Origin of the sequence: Psychroserpens sp. XS_ASV72 (genome assembly GCF_041224425.1) — a bacterium.
GTDB lineage: Bacteria > Bacteroidota > Bacteroidia > Flavobacteriales > Flavobacteriaceae > Psychroserpens.
Window position 1 is genome coordinate 12014 of the sequence record NZ_JBGFGL010000077.1, and the last position, 19021, is coordinate 31034.

A 19021-nucleotide genomic window follows, 5' to 3' on the forward strand; every position below is an offset into this window, starting at 1 on the left:
AAATAAGGAAATTAGTTGACGTCTAAACCAAAGGTTTTTTTCAAAAGCTCAATATTCGGATTTTTCTCCTTGAGTTTTTGGTACTTTTCAGCTGTAGTGAAAGCGTATTTTTTGGACACTTCTTCATTTACATGGATATCGAGCTTTAAATCGTAGTTTTTCAACTTTTTTCTCAAATATTCCATCAATGGAAATTGAGCTCTTTCCAGTTCCAGTTTTAAGGTCTCATTTGGAAAGGTTAATGTTATGTTGGTTCCTATTAATTTAGGTCTATCCATTTCCAAAATGGAAGCCATGATCTTTTCACCTTTTTTATGAAGACGTTTAGAGTAAGCATTCCAGGAATTATCTAAACCTTCCTGTGTTACTTTTTCCTTCGGAAGATCTTCAGCATCAATAACCACATCCATTTGTTTTATTTGATGCTCTTTCTTTGCCTTGATACTTTTAAGCGATAGACCAGAGGTTCTATTATCACTTTTCAATTCAATTTTTGGAATGGCAACTTCTCTTGGAGCCTCTTGAGCAACTTCAACTACTTCAGGTTCTTCTTTAGCGGTCTTATTATTAGTCGAAACGCCTTCTTTTTGTTGCTCTAGTTCTATGTGTTGTTTTTGAACACCAACAGGAATAGGAGTAATGCCTTTCGACTTAAAATACGAAGGTGGAATTATGAAGTTTTTGCTATTTTTTTTTTCTCCATCAAAAGTGATAGAGGCTAATTGCATCAAACAGAGTTCAACTAAAAGACGTTGGTTTTTACTGCTTTTGTATTTTAAGTCACAGTCGTTTGCTAATTCGATGCCTTTGAGAAGAAAACTCTGACTAGCTTTTCGAGATTGCTCTTGGTATTTGAGTTTCGTGTCGTCACCAACTTCCAATAGCTCCAAGGTTTGCTCATTTTGGCACACCAGCAAATCCCTAAAGTGCGACGCTAAGCCTGCTATGTAATGATGCCCATCAAATCCTTTGGCAAGCGTTTCATTAAATAGCATCAAAAGTTCTGGGATTTTATTGTCAAGGATGAGATCTGTGCTCTCAAAATAAGTTTCGTAATCCAGAACATTCAAATTTTCGGTAACCGCTTGTCTGGTAAGGTTTTTTCCTGAAAAACTGACGACGCGATCAAAAATAGATAAGGCATCTCTCATGGCACCATCGGCTTTTTGGGCAATTATGTGCAAAGCATCATCCTCAGCAGTTATACCTTGTTCTTCAGCAATGTATTTTAAATATTCCTTAGCATCTTTTACCGTAATTCGCTTAAAATCAAAAATCTGACAACGCGATAGAATGGTTGGAATGATTTTATGCTTTTCTGTTGTTGCTAATATGAAAATGCAGTGCTTTGGTGGTTCTTCCAAGGTTTTTAAGAAAGCATTGAAAGCCGAAGCAGAAAGCATGTGGACTTCATCAATGATGTACACTTTATATTTTCCAACTTGAGGTGGAATTCGAACCTGATCGGTCAAATTCCTAATGTCATCAACTGAATTATTAGAAGCTGCATCCAGTTCAAAAATATTAAATGAGAAATCCTCATCATCTCTTTCAGAACCATCACTGTTGATCATTTTAGCCAAAATACGTGCGCAAGTGGTTTTACCAACACCTCTCGGACCAGTAAATAACAAGGCTTGCGCCAAATGATTGTTTTCAATGGCATTCAATAATGTATTGGTAATAGCTTGCTGACCAACAACATCCTTGAAGGTTTGAGGTCTGTATTTTCGAGCCGATACAATGAAATGTTCCATAAAAAAACTTAGAACAACAAAGTTAAAAATTCAATATAAAGATAGAAATAAAGCAACTGTATTTTAAAAGGAGTTATTAACAATTAATTGTATTTTTGCCCTTAGCAGATCGCCTTATCGCTGTTCATTTTTTATGAATGGAGGAAAGTCCGAACACCATAGTGCATCATAGTGGCTAACAGCCATCCATCGAAAGGTGAGGAACAGTGCAACAGAAAGTATGTACAGGTCATGCTGTAGTGAAATCAGGTAAACTCTATGAGGTGCAATGCCATGTAAACTAACGCTTGAGTGTGCACGCACGAGTTAGAGGGTAGGCAGCTAAAGTTTTCAGGTAACTGTCAACGTAGATAAATGATAAGGATCAAATTTTTTGATACAGAATTCGGCTTATAGATTTGCTTACATAAAGAAGCTCTTAGGACATACTTAAGAGCTTTTATGTTTCAAAAAAACTGAAACAATTACCTCCATAAGTCTTGGTATGTGAGTAGTGTTCCAATTCTGATAGATCAGTGTGTTTTGAATGTTCAATAATCAATAAACCTTCATCTTCCAAAAGATTGTTTTGGAATACCAGAGTTGGAATTTTAGAAAACGCCTCTATTGAAAAATCATACGGTGGATCGGCAAAAATAACGGTATGCTTTTGTTGGGTGTTTTCGAGGTAGTTAAAGACATCACTTTTAATGGTTGTGATTGGCATCTCAAAACTCTCTGCAGTTTCGCTAATAAATTTAATACAGCCATAATGCTCATCAATTGCTATAATATTAGTCGTGCCTCTTGAAGCAAATTCATAACTGATGTTTCCGGTTCCAGCAAAGAGATCTAAAACAGAAATCTCATCAAAATAATAATGGTTATTTAAAATATTGAAAAGAGATTCCTTGGCCATATCAGTAGTTGGTCTGACAGGCAGTTTTTTTGGAGCGTTGATGCGCCTTCCTTTGTAATGTCCGGAAATAATTCGCATCAATTGAAACTATTTAGAATTAAAAAATCGGAGTGTTCAGATTCAGGATTTTGGTTCGTGTCAAATCTGTAACGATATTTTGGTTTGATAAATTCAACGAATCGTACATACTTATAAAGGATTTTATAAAGGCTGTCTTCTTCAGAAATAGCTCCAGACAAAAAGACCTTTACCGTTTCAGGATTCATTTTAAGTTGTTCTATGCTAAATAAGATATAATAAATAAAATCTTCAGGTGTATTGTAATCAAAACTGTTATAGAGTAGAACCTGAGATGCTTTAACAGCTATAATTTCAAAATGGAAAGCGTCTACATTAATATAAAGTGAGTTGTCTTTTTCTTCCGAACTGTATTGCAAGACAGTATCGATTAAGATTGTGGATGCATGCTTGTAAACAAAACTTCCTAAGGTATCGAATAGATAATTATTGATATTTACCCAAGGCACATAAACACTTACACTTTCGTTACTACTTATGGAATCATAACTGATAAAGTCGGTTTTGAGAATTTTAGCATTGAACTTTAAATAGTTTGCCAATTGGTTTTCATCAAAAAGCGCTTGCGGAACCAAAGTAGACAATTCATTTTGATGAATACACAAAATAGAATCAAATTCTTGATTGAAGATTGAATTTCCTTCAATGGTTGCTTTGAGCTTGTTCAGTAGCTCAAAAGGCGTACTTTTTTTTTCAAAAGCCACATGGCTTAAATGCTCAATAGTATGGCTCGAACGATTTAGAATACAAAAAGAAAGTCCACTCAAACGAATTTGAATGGACAGTGATTTTATAGCATTTGGTTTCAAGCCTAATCCTCTTTTTTGGCATTGTAGCTTTTCGGCCAGTTTCCTTTAGTATATACTTCGGTCATTGATCCAACGGTTAGAGCTGGTCCATTCACACCATCAACAGCTACAACTTGTTTTTCTTTGTTGATTAAATTTTTTGGCTGATCAAAAAGAATAATTTCCTTGTCAACTGAAGCTTCAAATACTGGAATATCATCTTCAGGTAGTTTACCAGCCTTCAGTTCAAATTTAGCACCTGCTTTACCAACAGGAACGTTCATCATTGTTTTATAACGTGTATCAGCACCAAATAAGGAATCTTTAACAGGAACATATCCTAAGGTGTCAATAATAACAATATCCTTTGTAGTTTCTACACCTCCAAATCGTCGAGTTAACTCTTCGTCGATTACTGTGGTATCTCTTCTTTGCGTTATGGTGAATTTAGCCGTATCAACAAATTTCACCAAGGCATCAAAATTATCGGTGAATTTTCCTGTAACAGTTCTGTGAGCCATTTCAGCATCTCTGATATCTTTCAAACTTTCAATAACAACAGCATATCTTTTTTCTTTAAGCTGATTGAATTTTATTTCACCATAAACAGAATTAAAGGTTAAATATCCTAAAAATATGATAAGTCCCCATAACAGTAGGTTCAAAATTGGTTTTGCCTTTCTAGGCACGAATTTATCGATTAGCCAAACAATACCAATCGTGAGAAGGATTAATCCTACAACAGTAAGAATTGCTGTTAACATAGTGAGTTTGTTTATTTAGTTATTTTAGTAAAGGTATTACGCAAATCTACAAATTTTTTTCGTTCACAAAAACCCTTGCAAACAAAAAACATTAAAGGTGTAAGATATAAAAATAGTTTCACATAAATTAAAGCATACCGATTTTAGATTCACGGTTATTTAATTATATCTTGCATTTTGAACAGCTTATTGTAAACCTTATATGAATGCATCAGATTTTTACAAACTCTTAAAGAAAAAATTTCCATTTGAACCTACTCATAAACAGTTGGTTGTATTAGAACAACTATCGCAATTTGTATTTGATGATGCACCAAATTCCATATACTTATTAAAAGGTTATGCCGGAACGGGTAAAACCAGTATCATTGGAACTTTAGTTTCAAATTTATGGGAAACAAAAAAAAGTGCTGTTTTAATGGCACCAACAGGAAGAGCTGCTAAAGTCATTTCAAATTATTCAAATAAGGAAGCTTTTACAATTCATAAAAAGATTTATTTCCCTAAAAAAGAAAAAGGAGGTGGTGTTAAGTTTGTGATGCAGCCCAATAAACATCGCAACACTATTTTTATTGTTGATGAAGCCTCCATGATTCCAGATGTTCCGGCAGATTCAAAATTATTTGAAAATGGTTCGCTTTTAGATGACCTTATGCAATATGTCTATTCTGGCCATAAGTGCAAGCTATTGCTCATTGGTGATAAAGCACAGTTGCCTCCTGTGAAATCTGATATCAGTCCAGCTTTGGATGAAAATAAATTGGGTTTAAATTATAATAAATCTGTTAAAGGACTTGAGTTAGACGAGGTTGTTCGACAGGAATTGGATTCTGGAATATTGGAAAACGCAACAATGCTAAGGGAAGCTATTGAGAACCAAACTTATGAATCCTTTCAGTTTAATTTAAAAACCTTTTCTGATATCATTCGACTTATTGACGGTCATGAGATTATGGATGCTATCAATGAAGCTTACAGTGAAAATGGTTATGAGGAAACAGCAATTATTGTTAGAAGTAATAAACGTGCCAATTTGTACAATCAAAATATTAGGACGCGTATTCTATTCAATGAGAACGAATTGACCGTTGGTGATTTCCTTATGGTTGTCAAAAATAATTACTTTTGGATCAAGCCAACAACGGAAGCAGGATTTATTGCCAATGGTGATATCATAGAAGTGTTGGAGATTTTTGCGATCAAGGAACTTTATGGTTTTCGCTTTGCGGAAGTCAAGGTGAAGATGGTCGATTATCCTAGGATGCGACCATTTGAAACTGTTTTGCTTCTCGATACCATTGAAGCCGAATCTGCATCACTTTCATACGAAGAGGGAAACCGTTTGTATGAGGAAGTCCAGAAAGATTATGAGGACGAAACTTCAAACTATCGCAAATTCTTAAAGATTAAAGGGAATAAATATTTCAATGCCTTACAGGTTAAATTTTCCTATGCCATCACTTGCCATAAATCCCAAGGTGGTCAATGGAAAACCATTTTTGTAGAACAACCTTATTTGCCTAATGGAATCGATCGTGATTATTTAAGATGGCTTTACACAGCAGTGACAAGAGCTAAGGAAAAATTGTACCTTATTGGCTTTAAAGATGAATTTTTTGAAAATTAATACCCATGACAACAGAAACAATTATCAGTATTTTTTTAGGAATAGGTCTTTCGGCTTCGGTTGGTTTTAGGGTATTTGTACCCTTATTCGCTTTGAGCTTGGCATCGTATTTCAATGTTTGGGAACTGAATGAATCTTGGGAATGGATTGGAAGTTTAACAGCAGTCATCACTCTTGGTGTGGCAACTATTGTTGAAATATTTGCTTATTACATTCCGTATGTTGATAATGCCTTGGATTCTATTGCGATTCCTTTGGCTGCCATTGCTGGAACAGCTGTGATGGTATCAACGGTTGCCGATTTAAGTCCGGTAATTACTTGGGCGTTGGCCATTATTGCTGGAGGAGGTACTGCAGCAGCAGTGGCAGGAAGTTCTGGAGCGACAAGATTAGCGTCTACAACAACAACTGGAGGTGTTGCCAATCCGGTTGTTTCAACTATTGAAACAGGAACCTCTGTGTTTATGTCTATCGTTTCTGTATTCATACCTGTTTTGGCATTTATATTGGTGATTTTGATTTTCTTTGTCATTTTTAGGGTTTATAAAAAGATTAGACCAAGTCAACCTTAGTTTCGTTCAAAAGTTTTATTTTTGAATTCATATTCTTGTTGTCTTCATGAAAATAATTTCAATGATACCTGCACGTTACAGTGCCTCACGATTTCCTGGCAAACTCATGCAGAATTTAGCTGGTAAATCGGTCATTCTTCGCACCTATGAAGCTACTGTTGCTACAGAATTGTTCGATGAAGTTTATGTAGTAACGGATAGCGATATTATTTTCGATGAGATTGTTTCCAATGGTGGTAAAGCCATAATGAGTAAAAAAAACCATGAATCTGGAAGCGATAGAATTGCTGAGGCTGTAGCCGATTTAGATGTGGATATTGTTGTCAATGTTCAAGGAGACGAGCCTTTTACCGAACGCGAAAGTTTAGCGAAAGTTTTAAATGCGTTTAAAGAAGATCATGATAAAACTATCGATTTGGCTTCTCTTATGGTAGAAATTACAGATTGGGAAGAGATAAGTGATCCTAATACCGTAAAGGTTATTGTTGATCAAAATAATTTTGCGTTGTATTTTTCAAGAAGTCCGATTCCTTTTCCAAGAGATAAGAATGCTGGTGCACGTTATTTTAAGCATAAAGGAATTTATGCATTCAGGAAACAGGCTTTATTGGATTTTTACCATTTGCCAATGCAGTTTATTGAAGCTACCGAAAAAATTGAATGTATTCGGTACCTTGAATATGGAAAACGAATTAAAATGGTTGAAACAAATGTTCAAGGTGTTGAAATTGACACTCCTGAAGATTTAGAACGTGCCATTAAACTTTGGAAATAATTGAATAAAGACTATAAAAACATAAAAGTGATTGGTTTTGATGCCGACGACACCTTATGGGTTAATGAAACCTATTTTCGTGATGCAGAGTTAGAGTTTGCAAAACTGTTGTCTTCGTATGAAACCGTAAACAAAATAGACCAAGAACTGTTTAAAATGGAAATGAAAAATCTTCCACTTTACGGTTATGGTGTCAAAGGCTTTGTTCTCTCTATGGTTGAAATGGCTTTGGAATTATCAAATAACAATGTATCAAATGCAACAATCAATGCGATATTAAATATTGGTAAAGACATGCTTAATAAACCTGTTGAGTTACTAGATGGCGTTGAAGAAACCCTAAAAGCCTTATCACAAAACTATCGCTTGATTCTGGTCACCAAGGGCGATTTATTAGATCAGGAGCGCAAATTGGAAAAATCTGGTTTGATAGATTATTTCCATCATATTGAAGTCCTTAGTGACAAACAAGAAGCTAATTATTCTAAATTGTTGAATCACTTAGATATAATGCCTTCAGAATTTTTGATGGTTGGAAATTCCTTGAAATCAGATATATTGCCTTTGGTTAATATAAAAGCAAAAGCAATCCATGTGCCGTTTCACACCACATGGTTGCATGAACAGGTACATGATGATGAAACCAAAGACAAGACCTATAAAACAGTAAACAGTTTACTTGATATTGTTCAAGTATTGAACTAATGATATTAAAAGCAGTGCTTTGTATAAGATTAAAAAAAGAATGAGCTATAAAAATCATCCAATGGTGTCTAGAGTAATATTTGGACGAGGTAGTTTTAATCAGTTAAGCGATATAGTTGCGCCTAAACGATTAAACATTAAGGCACCGTTTATTTATTTGGTTGATGATGTATTTAAAGGAAATTCTTGGTTGACGTCAAGAATTCCGATTTCATACAATGATCAGATAATTTATATATCTGCAGATGAAGAACCGAAAACCTCTCAGGTTGACGAGTTGGTAGAACAAATCATTTTAGACCATAAAGATCGTCCATCTGGAATCATTGGAATAGGAGGCGGCACCATTTTAGATTTGGCTAAAGCGGTATCGATACTTTTAACAAATGAAGGTGAAGCCAAAGATTATCAAGGATGGGATTTAGTCAAGACACCAGCAATATATCATGTTGGTGTTCCAACGATTTCTGGAACTGGCGCTGAAGTGTCTCGTACCACTGTGCTGACTGGACCAGACAAAAAATTAGGAATCAATTCTGATTACACTCCTTTTGATCAGGTGATTTTAGACCCTGAACTCACTAAAGATGTGCCTAAAGATCAATGGTTTTATACAGGAATGGATTGCTTTATTCATTGTATTGAATCTTTAGAGGGAACCTATCTTAACGCATTTAGCCAAAGCTATGGCGAAAAGGCTTTTGATTTATGTCTTGAGATCTTTCTGAATGGTAATTTAGAAGAAAAGGAATCCCAAGATAAACTTATGATGGCGTCTTGGCATGGTGGTATGAGTATAGCGTATTCACAGGTTGGTGTGGCTCACGCAATGAGCTACGGTTTATCATATTTGCTCGGAACCAAACATGGCATTGGCAATTGTATTGTTTTTGATCAACTTGAGGAATTTTATCCTGAAGGGGTCAAGCTCTTCAAGCAAATGAAAGAGAAGCATAGCATTGAACTGCCTCAAGGACTTTGTAAGGATTTGGGAGATGATGAATTCAACACTATGATTCGTGTGGCATTAAGTCTCGAACCTTTATGGGAAAATGCCGTTGGAAAGCAATGGAAACAAATCATTACAAAGGAGAAACTTAGAGCGCTTTACCAAAAAATGTAATATGCGATGGCTTGCTAAATTTATCTATTTTAAAGTTTTGGGTTGGAAGATTGTTGGCAATACCAATTTTTCAAAAGACTCCTTAAAAAAAGTAGTTATTATAGCGATTCCACATACGAGCTGGCATGATTTTTATATCGGACTTCTACTTCGGAAAATCACAGGTGTTAAAACTAACTTTATAGCAAAAAAGGAACTTTTCAAGTGGCCGTTCGGTTGGTATTTTAGAGCTGTTGGTGGTGCTGCATTAGATAGGACTTCAGGGCAAAACAAGGTACAAGCCATTGCGAAACTGTTTGAAGACAAAGAAGAGTTTCGTCTAGCACTTGCTCCTGAAGGCACCAGAAAAAAAGTAACCGAATGGAAGACAGGTTTTTACTACATCGCTAAAGCAGCAAATGTTCCAATCATCATGTTTACCTTAGACTTTAAAAACAAACAAAACAAAGTGTCTGAACCATTTTATCCAACAGACGATATGGAGGCTGATTTCAAATACATGAAATCATTCTATAAAGGTGTTATTGGTAAGGTTCCAGAGTATTCTTAAACTTACAATTGCACTCCTAACGGTGTCTTTTTCAGACTATCTTGGCACGGATTTTGAATATTTTATAACGACTAGGTACTGAAACATAAAGTAAACAGTATTGTCCCTAAAAAGAAACAGTATTTAGTTTGAAAATAAAGCTATTTCGTTAACCTGAAATAGCTTTACTTTTTTCTATGTAAGAATTCAACATTTTATTGGTTTGGGATTGTAGTTTATTTCTAAAATAGACGGTTTTACCCAAAACCCAACCTTTTAAACCCAACGCTTGTTTTGACCATTTATGGAGATCAAAAGAATCAATGTGTGTAATGATTTTGCCATCCTTGAAAGTAAATTCAGCATTTATTTTATTATGTACTTTTCTCCCTGTCTTGCTAAACGTATAAAAGGCTTCCCATGATGCAGAACCTGAGTCGTCATTAGCATCAACGTTGTCAAAAACAACTTTGAAATCTTTGTCTTTTTGAGACTCACATAACATCAACCACATGTATTTCGCACGATCACCTTTTAATGTTCCGAAAGCTGGATCTTCAAAAATAATATCGTCGTGGTAACAACTTATCATGGTTTCTGCATCACATTTTTGAAATGCATTATAAAAAGTTTCAATAAGTTGTTTCATACCATTTTCGTTTTAGCTTAAAGTTACTCAATTCAAGTAATATTTTAAGCAATTGAACTCGAATAATATTCAAATGCTTTAATGATTAGATCATTTGGAACCGTACAGTTAATTTTTGGCTGACCAATAGCTTCTAATAGCACAAAATTGATATTGCCATGTTCATTTTTTTTATCATATTTCAAAAGCTCAATAATAGGATCGTAATCGACTTTGGAAAAGCTCACTGGATCATAAATTGTAAGAATAGCATTCGTGATGCGTTTAAGGTCGTCTTTTGGAAAACCTAATAATTCTGAAGAAATATATGTTTCGAGAACCATTCCAACAGCAATGGCTTCACCATGTAACAATTCAGATTTGGTTCCTAAAAAATAGGACTCAATGGCATGTCCTAAGGTATGTCCGTAATTGAGGTGTTTCCGAACATTATCTTCAGTTGGATCTTTGGTGACGATATTATTCTTTATCACTACGGAATCGTAAATCAATTCATCTAAATCATCAAGTGTAAGTTTGGAAAGATCGGTCAGTGTTTCGAAATAATGTCTGTCGTGAATCAAGCCGTGTTTTAACATCTCTGCAAGTCCAGACTTTAAGTGATTTTGCGGAAGTGTGTCTAAAAAAGAGGTGTCTATAAGGACTAAGTCCCCATTGTTGATAACACCAACTTGATTTTTAAGGTTTCCAAGATCGACGCCTGTTTTTCCTCCAACAGAAGCATCTACCATAGACAATAATGAAGTTGGGATATTGACATACTTCATACCTCTTTTAAAAGTACTGGCAACAAATCCGCCCAAATCTGTTACAACACCACCTCCAAGATTGAGCATAAGGCTTTTTCTATCGGCATCCAATTCAGATAAAGCATTCCAAACACCAACACATGTAGAAATGGTTTTATGCTCTTCTCCAGCTTCAATCTCAATAATTTCAATAGGTAATTCAGTATGAAGGGAAGCCTGAAATTTTGCCAAGCAATGTTGATGTGTATTGCTATCGACCAGTATGAAAATTTTAGAAAATTTATGAGAGTCAATATAAGTGTTTAGAGTATTATAGCCTTTCGAATTAAAATGAATGTGATAGGATTTTGTTTCTATGGAGTTAAGCGCCATGCGTTTTGGTTTAAGAAAGTGGAAAATTAGCGGTTTTTTAGTAAAATAATAAGCACTGAATAATTATTTTTGTTTAATATTTTTTCTTGATGAATACCAAAACACTTTTTGACAATACTGAAGTGGCTTTTGCGCTTAAGAATGATGCGCAATTAGAGCGCGCTTATTTCTTGTTTAAAATGATTTCGCACCAACCTTTGGTTCGTATAGGAACTGCGGCGACGAACTTTGCGCTTAAAGCCAATTTACCTGTTGAAGGCTTGATTCGTTCAACGGTTTTTGATCACTTTTGTGGTGGTGTCAACGAAGAAGATTGTCTTCCGGTTATCGATAAGATGTTTACTAAAGGTGTGTCAACAGTGTTGGATTATTCTGTAGAAGGAAAAGCTGAAGAATCTACTTTTGATGAAGCGAGGGATAAAATTCTAAAAATCACAAGATTTGCTGATGAAAAGGAAGCGATGCCAATAGTGGTATTTAAGCCTACTGGTTTTGGTCGTTTTTACCTTTACCAGAAAAAAACTGAAGGAAAAGCATTTACTCCTGAAGAACAATCAGAATGGAATCGCATAGTCGAACGTTTCGATTCTGTTTGTGCATTTGCAAAAGAAAAAGATGTAGAGGTATTAATTGATGGTGAGGAAAGTTGGATGCAAGGTGCAGCAGATGATTTGTGTGAAGATATGATGCGTAAATACAATACCACAAAACCAATTGTATACAACACATTGCAAACCTATCGTTGGGATCGCTTTGATTATTTAAAGGAACTGCATCAACGAGCTAAAGAAAATGGTTTCAAAGTCGGAATTAAAATCGTACGTGGTGCCTATATGGAAAAAGAACGTCAGAGAGCTGATGATAAAGGGTATCCATCTCCAATATGTGATAATAAACAGGAAACTGATAAAAACTTTGATAGCTGTATGACCTACATGCTGAAGCATCTTAATGATATTTCGGTTTTTATAGGAACACACAATGAACAAAGCTGTTATTTGGCTATGGCATTAATGGAGGAACTTGGTATTGACAGAAAAGATAATAATGTTTGGTTCGGACAGCTCTATGGTATGAGTGACCACATAAGTTTTAATCTTGCAGAGCAAGGTTACAATGTAGCAAAATATGTGCCTTTTGGACCTGTTAAGGATGTGATGCCATATCTTATAAGAAGGGCAGAAGAGAACACTTCAGTTGCAGGGCAAACCAATAGAGAGCTTAATTTATTGAAACAGGAAAAAGCAAGAAGAAAACTTTAAGATATAAAAAAAGCCACAACTTAAATTATGGCTTTCTTTTATTTAAACAATTCCGAACTTTTTCTTTTTTCGGTGTGGATTATTACCATAGCCATAACCGTAACCTTTCTTCTTAACTGTGCCATTTAAAAGCAGAGCCATATTTGGTAAACGTTTTTCGTTATAAAGTTTTTGAGCTATGTGTAATTCTCGTTTATCAATATTATTGACACTTACCACATAAACAAACATATCGGCATGATCACTAATGAGCAAGGTATCGGTTACTAAACCAACGGCTGCAGTATCTACCACAACATAATCGTAATTTTTCTTTGCAATTTCAAAGAGTTCATTAACACGATCGTTCATCAATAATTCTGCAGGATTCGGTGGAATGGTACCTGATGGAATTACATCCAAAAATTCATTGTCTTTAACTTTTACAGTAACATCATCAACACTTAAGCTGGCATCAGAAATATAATCTGTTAATCCCTTATCACTTTTGATTTTCAGGTATTCGTTAACCTTTGGAACTCTAATATCTGTTTCAATAAGCAATACCTTTTTTTCTGAAAAGGAAAAAGATTGGGCAAGGTTGGTTGAAGTATGCGATTTACCTTCTTGAGCCTTTGTTGAGGTGACAAATAAGGTCTTGCATTTATTTTTATTGCCTTGAAGCATGAAGTTTATGTTCGAACGTATAATTCTGAATGCTTCAGCTTTAGGTGAGTAGTCTACTTTTTGGATGATTCTTTTTTTCTTGTCCGATTTTGGGATATCTCCTAAATAAGGAATATCAAGGACTTTGTCTAAATCCTTTTTAGAATCAATTTTTGTATTGAGCATATCTTTGTAATACACCAAGGCTAGCGGTACAAAAAGTCCTATTAATATTGATGCTAGATAAATAACTTTCTTGTTAGGTGATACAGGTAAATCTTTAGTATAGGCATAATCAATTACCTTAGCATTTTCAGTCGACATACCAAGAGAAATGGCAGTTTCCTCTCTTTTTTGTAACAGATAAAGATATAAGGACTCTTTAATGTCTTGCTGACGCTTAATGTCTCTAAATTGACGCTCTTTACCTGGAGCCGAATATATTTGTCCTCTAATTCTGGAATCTTCGCGTTCTAAGTTGTTTAAAGTAATTTGATTGGCACGTTTAATATTTTCCAAACTTTGGTTCAAGTTGGTCTTAAGTGCGTTGATTTGATTATTCAAGTTGATAACCGTTGGGTTCTTTTCACTAGAATTTTTCAAAATACGATCACGCTGCAATACTAAATCGTTATGATTTTTAGTCATTAAAGCCACATCACTATCTGCTATACCAATATCTGCAGGTAATAAATCAGAATCGGTCTCATTGTTTTCCATGCGGTCTGTCATGAAATCAATAAGTTGCAATTGGTTGCTCGTTTGAATGATTTTAGCCTCATTGGCACGTTCACTTTCCAAGAAAATACTGGATTGCGTTGCCAAAGCTGTCAAGCGATTGTCTTTTTGAAGCTTTTCGGCCGTAAAATCTACTTGCTCAAGTTCATTGGAAACAATGTTTAAACGATTGGTGATAAAATCTGAAGTTGCCTTAACAATCAATTCTTTATCGTTAATAACGTCCTGATTGTATTTTTCGATGACTTTATCTAAAATCAATTTGGCTTTTTCCTTAATGGCTTCCTTTAAGGAAAGTTTAATAACGTTCGATTTTTCAGTTGTAGAAATTTTGATGCTGCTTAAATAATATTCAACAATAGTATTTAAAGGCTTGATACTTATTTCAACGTGAGAACCAGGATCAGATCCGTAGGTATTTTTGTTAGGAGTAATGATAAAATCTCCAAATTCACTACTCACACGATCACCAAAACTATGTGTGGTAATATCTTCATCATCATCTCCATTGATTCCAATGAGAGTGTTGGCGTTAGATTTTGATAACTGAAATTTTTGATCTGATATGATTTTAATGAATAACGACTTATTGATCTGTTCAATTAAAGTATCATTCATAAAAAAGTTGATGTTAACAGGTGGGTTTTCGTAAACTTCCTGTTTCTTCACTTTTCCAGAGACATAATAACTTATGTTGAGTTTCAAGTCCTTTGCCACTTCCTTGATGATTGATCTCGATTTTATGATTTCTATTTCATCAATAACATTTGGCAATGTACTATTTAGACCAGCGCTTTGAATAGCTGAAATTTCAGCAAGACTTCTTGATTTTTCATCCTCTTTAAGTTTAATCGTAGCGTTTGCTTCATAAAGAGATGTGCTATATCTAATTTTCAGAAAAGCAATCAACAAGGCAATGATAACACAAGTTAAAATAAACTTCCATTTGGATAGAAACAAATCTACCTTGTCTCTCAATTCATTTTGAAAGCTGTTGGATGCATTCTTGTTCATAACTATAGGTTATTTATTGTTAAGGAGTATAGCAGTAATAGTAGCTAAAGTAGCCACTGCAGAAATAATCACTCCAGTAGTTTGGTTATAGGATGCTTGTCTAACTCTCGATCCATTAGGTTCTACGTAAACAACATCATTTTGTGATAAGTAATAAACAGGAGAGTTTACTACATTCACAGAGGTCAAATCGAATTTTGCATATTTCTTTTTTCCGTTGACTTCCCTAATTAAAAAGACATTGTCACGTTTTCCATAAATAGTTAGGTCACCAGCCAAACCAAGCGCTTCAGATAATGAAATGCGTTCATCTTGTACAGTGTAGGTGCCAGGCCTATTAACCTCACCTAAGACTGTAATTGTAAAATTGATCAGACGAATATTCACAATAGGGTCTTTTACATAGTCGGTTAATTTCACTTTAAGCATTTCTGTAACTTCCGCTCTGGTGAGTCCACCAACTTTTAAGGTACCAAGTACAGGGAATTCAATATTTCCGTTGGGATCGACTAGATATGTTTGACGTATCACATTGCTATTAGCATTGAGTCCGCTTGTATTGATATCTCCACCAGTATTGGAATACATGACATTAGATAGATTAAACGGTCTAACAGCATCAGGATCTAATGCCGATACATCTATAGTTAAAATATCATTTGGTTTGTAAGAAAGTTCAAATCTATTGTCTAACTCGCTTCCATCGGTAAGTGGCTCATCTTGAAAGTACACAATGTCCTTCTTTGAGGCACATGATGTTAATAAAGCAATAGCAATTATTGAAATAAACTTTAAATAGTGATTTAGGTTGATCTTTGTAGTCATTTGTTTATAGGTTTAGGAGCTATTTATTTTTTTGAATCCAATACTTCAAATTTAGAATTATTGGATATGTATTCAGGTAATATTTCTTTGATTAATGAAACGATTTCTAAATTCTGAACTTTAGAATTGATCAGGCATAAGTTTGAAATTCTTTCAGATACCAATGTAACATCAATAGGTTTGGTTTTGGCAATCATTATCTTTTCGTGATAAGTTGGTTTGGTGTTTTCACCATCTGCCAATAATTCTTCATATATTTTTTCACCTGGACGCAAACCAGTAATCTTGATATCAATATCTTCAGGATATCTCAGTCCAGATAAAATGATCATGTTTTTGGCTAAATCAAAAATCTTAACAGATTCACCCATGTCAAAAACAAAGATTTCACCACCATTACCCATTGTAGCAGCCTCTAGAACTAACTGACAAGCTTCAGAAATGGTCATGAAATATCTGGTAATATCTTGATGGGTAACCGTTAAAGGTCCACCATTTTCAATTTGCTTTTTGAATAACGGAATTACAGAACCGTTAGATCCTAAAACATTTCCAAATCGAGTAGTGATGAATTTGGTTTGTCCTTTTCCTTGTAAGCAATTCACGTATAGTTCAGCAATACGTTTGGTGGCTCCCATAACATTGGTTGGGTTTACAGCTTTATCGGTTGAAATCAATACAAATTTGTTAACACCGTGTTTTACAGACAAACTAGCCATGTTTCTAGTACCACCAATATTTACACTAACAGCTTCATAAGGGTTATTTTCCATTAACGGAACGTGCTTGTAAGCTGCTGCGTGGAATACAATTTTCGGACGATACATGTTAAAAAGACTTTCCATGCGCTTTTTATCCCGAACATCGGCAACCACAACCATAAAATTCTTCTTGCCAGTCTGTATAAATTCCTGTTGAAGCTCATAAAGAGCAGATTCGGCAGAATCGATAAGTACTAACTTTTTATAATTGTAATTTGTGGTCTTTCTAGCAATTTCGCTACCAATAGAACCAGCCGCTCCAGTTATGAATATAATTTGATTTTCATATTCATGAACTAAGGCAGGATTAATTATGTTTATAGGTTCTCTGCCCAAAAGGTCTTCAATATTGACATCTTTGATCTGGCCAACACTTAAATCGCCATCGATCCATGTCTGTACAGGAGGAACAATTTTTACTTTAAGGCCTAGTTCAAATAGTTTGGTTGAAATTTCAAGAAGGCGAGAAGGTTCAATGTTTTGAATTGAAATAACCACATCTTCAATACCTTGCTTTTCAACAAAATCCTGAGTTATCTTATTAAGGTTGTAAACATAGAGAGTGTTGATTTTCTTTCCAACTTTTCTGTCGTTGTCATCTATAAATGCAACAACCTCTTGACTGTTTTTTGGATCATTCGTGATGGCATCATAGGTAAGCATTCCTGAACTTCCAGCACCATAAATCAAGACACGTTTCTTAGTTTTGAAATCTTGCATCAAACTGTTGTACATAGATTTTACAAAAAGTTTGAAACCAATCAAAAACAGAATGTTCAACATCAAGTGGATGTAAATAATAGATCCTGAGATATTGAAAATGCTATCGTAATTTAGTTTTCTGCTGAAAAACGTTGTGACTATTAAAATGGTCGCCAAAATATTGACACCAATGATGATATTGACAAGATCTTTAAAACCTGTAAACCGAACAACACCTTTATGTGATCCAACAACTAGGAAACTGATAAATGCTGCAAGAAACACAAATGGAATCTGCTTAAGCATGACCAAAATATCGAAGTCTAAGATAAAATTAAATCGAATGATATAAGCGATGACGAAAGTGCATGATACAATCATCAAATCGAAAAGCATTACCAGCCATCTGGAAGCATATTTTTGCGATATGTTCTGTAGTTTACGCTTAATCATGCTCTAAAATACGTTTTTATTGCTGAAATGACTCTATTTATTTCATTTTCAGTCAAGTTTGAACCACTAGGCAAACATAACCCTTTTTCAAATAAGTCGTCTGAAACACCATTGATATAACTCGGACAAGACTTGAAAACTGGCTGGAGGTGCATAGGTTTCCAAAGCGGTCTTGATTCAATATTGTCTTCCAAGAGTCTTAATCTGATACCTTCACGCACTTCTTCTGATGGTGTTAGAATACAACTTAACCAGCGATTTGAAAAGGCATCTTTTGGCTCATTTAAAAAAGTAAGTTCTTTAATGTCTTTAAATTCGCTCTTGTACGTATCATGGTTCTTTCTTCGTGCTTTTACACGTTCATCTATGACTTTCATTTGTCCACGACCAATTCCTGCAAGAATGTTAGACATTCTATAGTTGTAACCAATTGACTTATGGTGATATTCTACAGCATTTTCACGTGCTTGTGTTGCCAGGAATGTCGCTTTTTGTCTCCATTCTTCGTTTTTTGTCACTAATGCACCACCACCTGAAGTGGTTATGATTTTATTGCCGTTAAATGAAAGAATAGCTATATCTCCAAATGTTCCGCATTTCTTTCCTTTGTAAGTGCTTCCAAGAGATTCTGCGCTATCTTCAATAACAGGAATGTTATAAGCTTTGGCAATATTGTGTATTTCTTCAACCTTATAAGGCATTCCGTAGAGATGAACCGCAATAATGGCTTTTGGCTTTTTTCCTTTTTTGATTCGGTCGTTTATGGCTTCTTCCAGCAACTCTGGAGACATGCTCCAAGTTTCTTCTTCACTGTCGATAAAAACTGGTGTAGCACCTTGATAAACTATAGGGTTGGCAGAAGCGGAAAATGTTTTGCTTTGGCATATAACTTCATCGCCTTGCTTTACATCTAAGATAATGAGTGCTAAGTGTAAGGCTGCTGTACCAGAACTTAATGCAGATACAAAACTATTGTCACTAAGGTAATTTTGGATATCACTTTCAAAACCATTGACATTAGGGCCAAGAGGCGCAATCCAATTGGTATCGAAAGCTGTTTGAATATAAGATTGCTCAGAACCACTCATATGTGGCGAAGACAACCATATTTTAGAATCCATAATCAATATTGTTAAGTAAGTTTATTCAATATTAAAATTGAGGGATTTGGGATTAATTGATTATGTGGTAAATATTACCAATTAAAGTAATCCTTTCAAATTATTACGATAAAT

17 protein-coding genes and 1 other RNA gene are annotated in these 19021 nt (G+C 34.8%); 8 read left to right on the forward strand and 10 right to left on the reverse strand.

What is annotated here, in order from left to right; translation table 11 throughout:
- Window positions 1-11 precede the first annotated feature (11 nt).
- Window positions 12-1757 (reverse strand): DNA polymerase III subunit gamma/tau, encoded by a 1746-nt coding sequence (locus AB9K26_RS08965; RefSeq protein ID WP_369972224.1) that lies wholly within the window; start codon window positions 1755-1757, stop codon window positions 12-14.
- Between the two features lie 101 nt (window positions 1758-1858).
- Here AB9K26_RS08965 and rnpB point away from each other — a divergent pair.
- Window positions 1859-2166, forward strand: an RNA gene (rnpB, locus tag AB9K26_RS08970) — RNase P RNA component class A.
- 30 nt (window positions 2167-2196) lie between these two features.
- On the opposite strand, the gene AB9K26_RS08975 is transcribed toward rnpB, so the two are convergent.
- From AB9K26_RS08975 to AB9K26_RS08985, 3 genes are read right to left on the reverse strand one after another with little or no spacing between them, the layout of a single operon-like run.
- Window positions 2197-2733 (reverse strand): RsmD family RNA methyltransferase, encoded by a 537-nt coding sequence (locus AB9K26_RS08975; RefSeq protein WP_369972225.1) that lies wholly within the window; start codon window positions 2731-2733, stop codon window positions 2197-2199.
- Entirely contained in the window at window positions 2733-3542 is an 810-nt protein-coding gene (locus tag AB9K26_RS08980) for a DUF3822 family protein (RefSeq protein ID WP_369972226.1), read from the reverse strand. Before AB9K26_RS08980 ends, AB9K26_RS08975 begins: the two co-directional genes overlap by 1 nt.
- Before the next feature lie 2 nt (window positions 3543-3544).
- The gene (locus AB9K26_RS08985; RefSeq protein WP_369972227.1) at window positions 3545-4285 is read right to left on the reverse strand and encodes a hypothetical protein; all 741 of its coding nucleotides are present in this window, start codon (window positions 4283-4285) and stop codon (window positions 3545-3547) included.
- A 202-nt stretch (window positions 4286-4487) separates the two neighbouring features.
- On the opposite strand from AB9K26_RS08985, the gene AB9K26_RS08990 reads away from it, so the two are divergent.
- The 6 genes from AB9K26_RS08990 to AB9K26_RS09015 are packed head-to-tail and all read left to right on the forward strand — an operon-like array spanning window position 4488 to window position 9637.
- Window positions 4488-5912 (forward strand): ATP-dependent RecD-like DNA helicase, encoded by a 1425-nt coding sequence (locus AB9K26_RS08990; RefSeq protein WP_369972228.1) that lies wholly within the window; start codon window positions 4488-4490, stop codon window positions 5910-5912.
- A gap of 5 nt (window positions 5913-5917) precedes the next feature.
- Window positions 5918-6484 (forward strand): DUF4126 domain-containing protein, encoded by a 567-nt coding sequence (locus AB9K26_RS08995; protein WP_369972229.1) that lies wholly within the window; start codon window positions 5918-5920, stop codon window positions 6482-6484.
- A 46-nt stretch (window positions 6485-6530) separates the two neighbouring features.
- The gene (kdsB, locus tag AB9K26_RS09000) at window positions 6531-7259 is read left to right on the forward strand and encodes a 3-deoxy-manno-octulosonate cytidylyltransferase (protein WP_369972230.1); all 729 of its coding nucleotides are present in this window, start codon (window positions 6531-6533) and stop codon (window positions 7257-7259) included.
- Complete coding sequence (locus AB9K26_RS09005; RefSeq protein WP_369972231.1) at window positions 7260-7964, forward strand: HAD family hydrolase; 705 nt, start codon at window positions 7260-7262, stop codon at window positions 7962-7964. It abuts the gene before it with no gap.
- A 40-nt stretch (window positions 7965-8004) separates the two neighbouring features.
- The gene (locus tag AB9K26_RS09010; protein WP_369972232.1) at window positions 8005-9087 is read left to right on the forward strand and encodes an iron-containing alcohol dehydrogenase family protein; all 1083 of its coding nucleotides are present in this window, start codon (window positions 8005-8007) and stop codon (window positions 9085-9087) included.
- Window position 9088: 1 nt separating this feature from the next.
- Complete coding sequence (locus tag AB9K26_RS09015) at window positions 9089-9637, forward strand: 1-acyl-sn-glycerol-3-phosphate acyltransferase (RefSeq protein WP_369972233.1); 549 nt, start codon at window positions 9089-9091, stop codon at window positions 9635-9637.
- 148 nt (window positions 9638-9785) lie between these two features.
- Here the strand turns inward: AB9K26_RS09015 and AB9K26_RS09020 are convergent, their stop codons facing one another.
- Window positions 9786-10265 (reverse strand): nuclear transport factor 2 family protein, encoded by a 480-nt coding sequence (locus AB9K26_RS09020; protein ID WP_369972234.1) that lies wholly within the window; start codon window positions 10263-10265, stop codon window positions 9786-9788.
- 44 nt (window positions 10266-10309) lie between these two features.
- Entirely contained in the window at window positions 10310-11386 is a 1077-nt protein-coding gene (aroB, locus tag AB9K26_RS09025) for a 3-dehydroquinate synthase (protein WP_369972235.1), read from the reverse strand.
- Window positions 11387-11475: 89 nt separating this feature from the next.
- Here aroB and AB9K26_RS09030 point away from each other — a divergent pair, with 89 nt between their 5' ends.
- Entirely contained in the window at window positions 11476-12648 is a 1173-nt protein-coding gene (locus AB9K26_RS09030) for a proline dehydrogenase family protein (RefSeq protein WP_369972236.1), read from the forward strand.
- 42 nt (window positions 12649-12690) lie between these two features.
- Here AB9K26_RS09030 and AB9K26_RS09035 read toward each other — a convergent pair whose 3' ends face one another.
- From AB9K26_RS09035 to AB9K26_RS09050, 4 genes are read right to left on the reverse strand one after another with little or no spacing between them, the layout of a single operon-like run.
- Complete coding sequence (locus AB9K26_RS09035; RefSeq protein WP_369972237.1) at window positions 12691-15045, reverse strand: GumC family protein; 2355 nt, start codon at window positions 15043-15045, stop codon at window positions 12691-12693.
- A 9-nt stretch (window positions 15046-15054) separates the two neighbouring features.
- On the reverse strand, window positions 15055-15870 hold the full coding sequence (locus tag AB9K26_RS09040) for a polysaccharide biosynthesis/export family protein (RefSeq protein WP_369972238.1): 816 nt from the start codon (window positions 15868-15870) through the stop codon (window positions 15055-15057).
- 23 nt (window positions 15871-15893) lie between these two features.
- Window positions 15894-17786, reverse strand: a complete 1893-nt coding sequence (locus tag AB9K26_RS09045) for a polysaccharide biosynthesis protein (RefSeq protein WP_369972239.1) — start codon at window positions 17784-17786, stop codon at window positions 15894-15896.
- Window positions 17783-18907: a DegT/DnrJ/EryC1/StrS family aminotransferase gene (locus AB9K26_RS09050; RefSeq protein WP_369972240.1), complete on the reverse strand. Its 1125-nt coding sequence runs from the start codon at window positions 18905-18907 to the stop codon at window positions 17783-17785. The genes AB9K26_RS09045 and AB9K26_RS09050 overlap by 4 nt, the downstream gene beginning before the upstream one ends.
- Between the last annotated feature and the right edge of the window lie 114 nt (window positions 18908-19021).

What these genes read in the sequence shown, in the direction of transcription:
- AB9K26_RS08965 (WP_369972224.1), bottom strand. Translation starts at nt 1,757, where the DNA reads ATGGAACATTTCATTGTATCGGCTCGAAAATACAGACCTCAAACCTTC.
- AB9K26_RS08975 (WP_369972225.1), bottom strand. Translation starts at nt 2,733, where the DNA reads ATGCGAATTATTTCCGGACATTACAAAGGAAGGCGCATCAACGCTCCA.
- AB9K26_RS08985 (WP_369972227.1), bottom strand. Translation starts at nt 4,285, where the DNA reads ATGTTAACAGCAATTCTTACTGTTGTAGGATTAATCCTTCTCACGATT.
- AB9K26_RS08990 (WP_369972228.1), top strand. Translation starts at nt 4,488, where the DNA reads ATGAATGCATCAGATTTTTACAAACTCTTAAAGAAAAAATTTCCATTT.
- AB9K26_RS08995 (WP_369972229.1), top strand. Translation starts at nt 5,918, where the DNA reads ATGACAACAGAAACAATTATCAGTATTTTTTTAGGAATAGGTCTTTCG.
- kdsB (WP_369972230.1), top strand. Translation starts at nt 6,531, where the DNA reads ATGAAAATAATTTCAATGATACCTGCACGTTACAGTGCCTCACGATTT.
- AB9K26_RS09010 (WP_369972232.1), top strand. Translation starts at nt 8,005, where the DNA reads ATGAGCTATAAAAATCATCCAATGGTGTCTAGAGTAATATTTGGACGA.
- AB9K26_RS09015 (WP_369972233.1), top strand. Translation starts at nt 9,089, where the DNA reads ATGCGATGGCTTGCTAAATTTATCTATTTTAAAGTTTTGGGTTGGAAG.
- AB9K26_RS09020 (WP_369972234.1), bottom strand. Translation starts at nt 10,265, where the DNA reads ATGAAACAACTTATTGAAACTTTTTATAATGCATTTCAAAAATGTGAT.
- aroB (WP_369972235.1), bottom strand. Translation starts at nt 11,386, where the DNA reads ATGGCGCTTAACTCCATAGAAACAAAATCCTATCACATTCATTTTAAT.
- AB9K26_RS09030 (WP_369972236.1), top strand. Translation starts at nt 11,476, where the DNA reads ATGAATACCAAAACACTTTTTGACAATACTGAAGTGGCTTTTGCGCTT.
- AB9K26_RS09035 (WP_369972237.1), bottom strand. Translation starts at nt 15,045, where the DNA reads ATGAACAAGAATGCATCCAACAGCTTTCAAAATGAATTGAGAGACAAG.
- AB9K26_RS09040 (WP_369972238.1), bottom strand. Translation starts at nt 15,870, where the DNA reads ATGACTACAAAGATCAACCTAAATCACTATTTAAAGTTTATTTCAATA.
- AB9K26_RS09045 (WP_369972239.1), bottom strand. Translation starts at nt 17,786, where the DNA reads ATGATTAAGCGTAAACTACAGAACATATCGCAAAAATATGCTTCCAGA.
- AB9K26_RS09050 (WP_369972240.1), bottom strand. Translation starts at nt 18,907, where the DNA reads ATGGATTCTAAAATATGGTTGTCTTCGCCACATATGAGTGGTTCTGAG.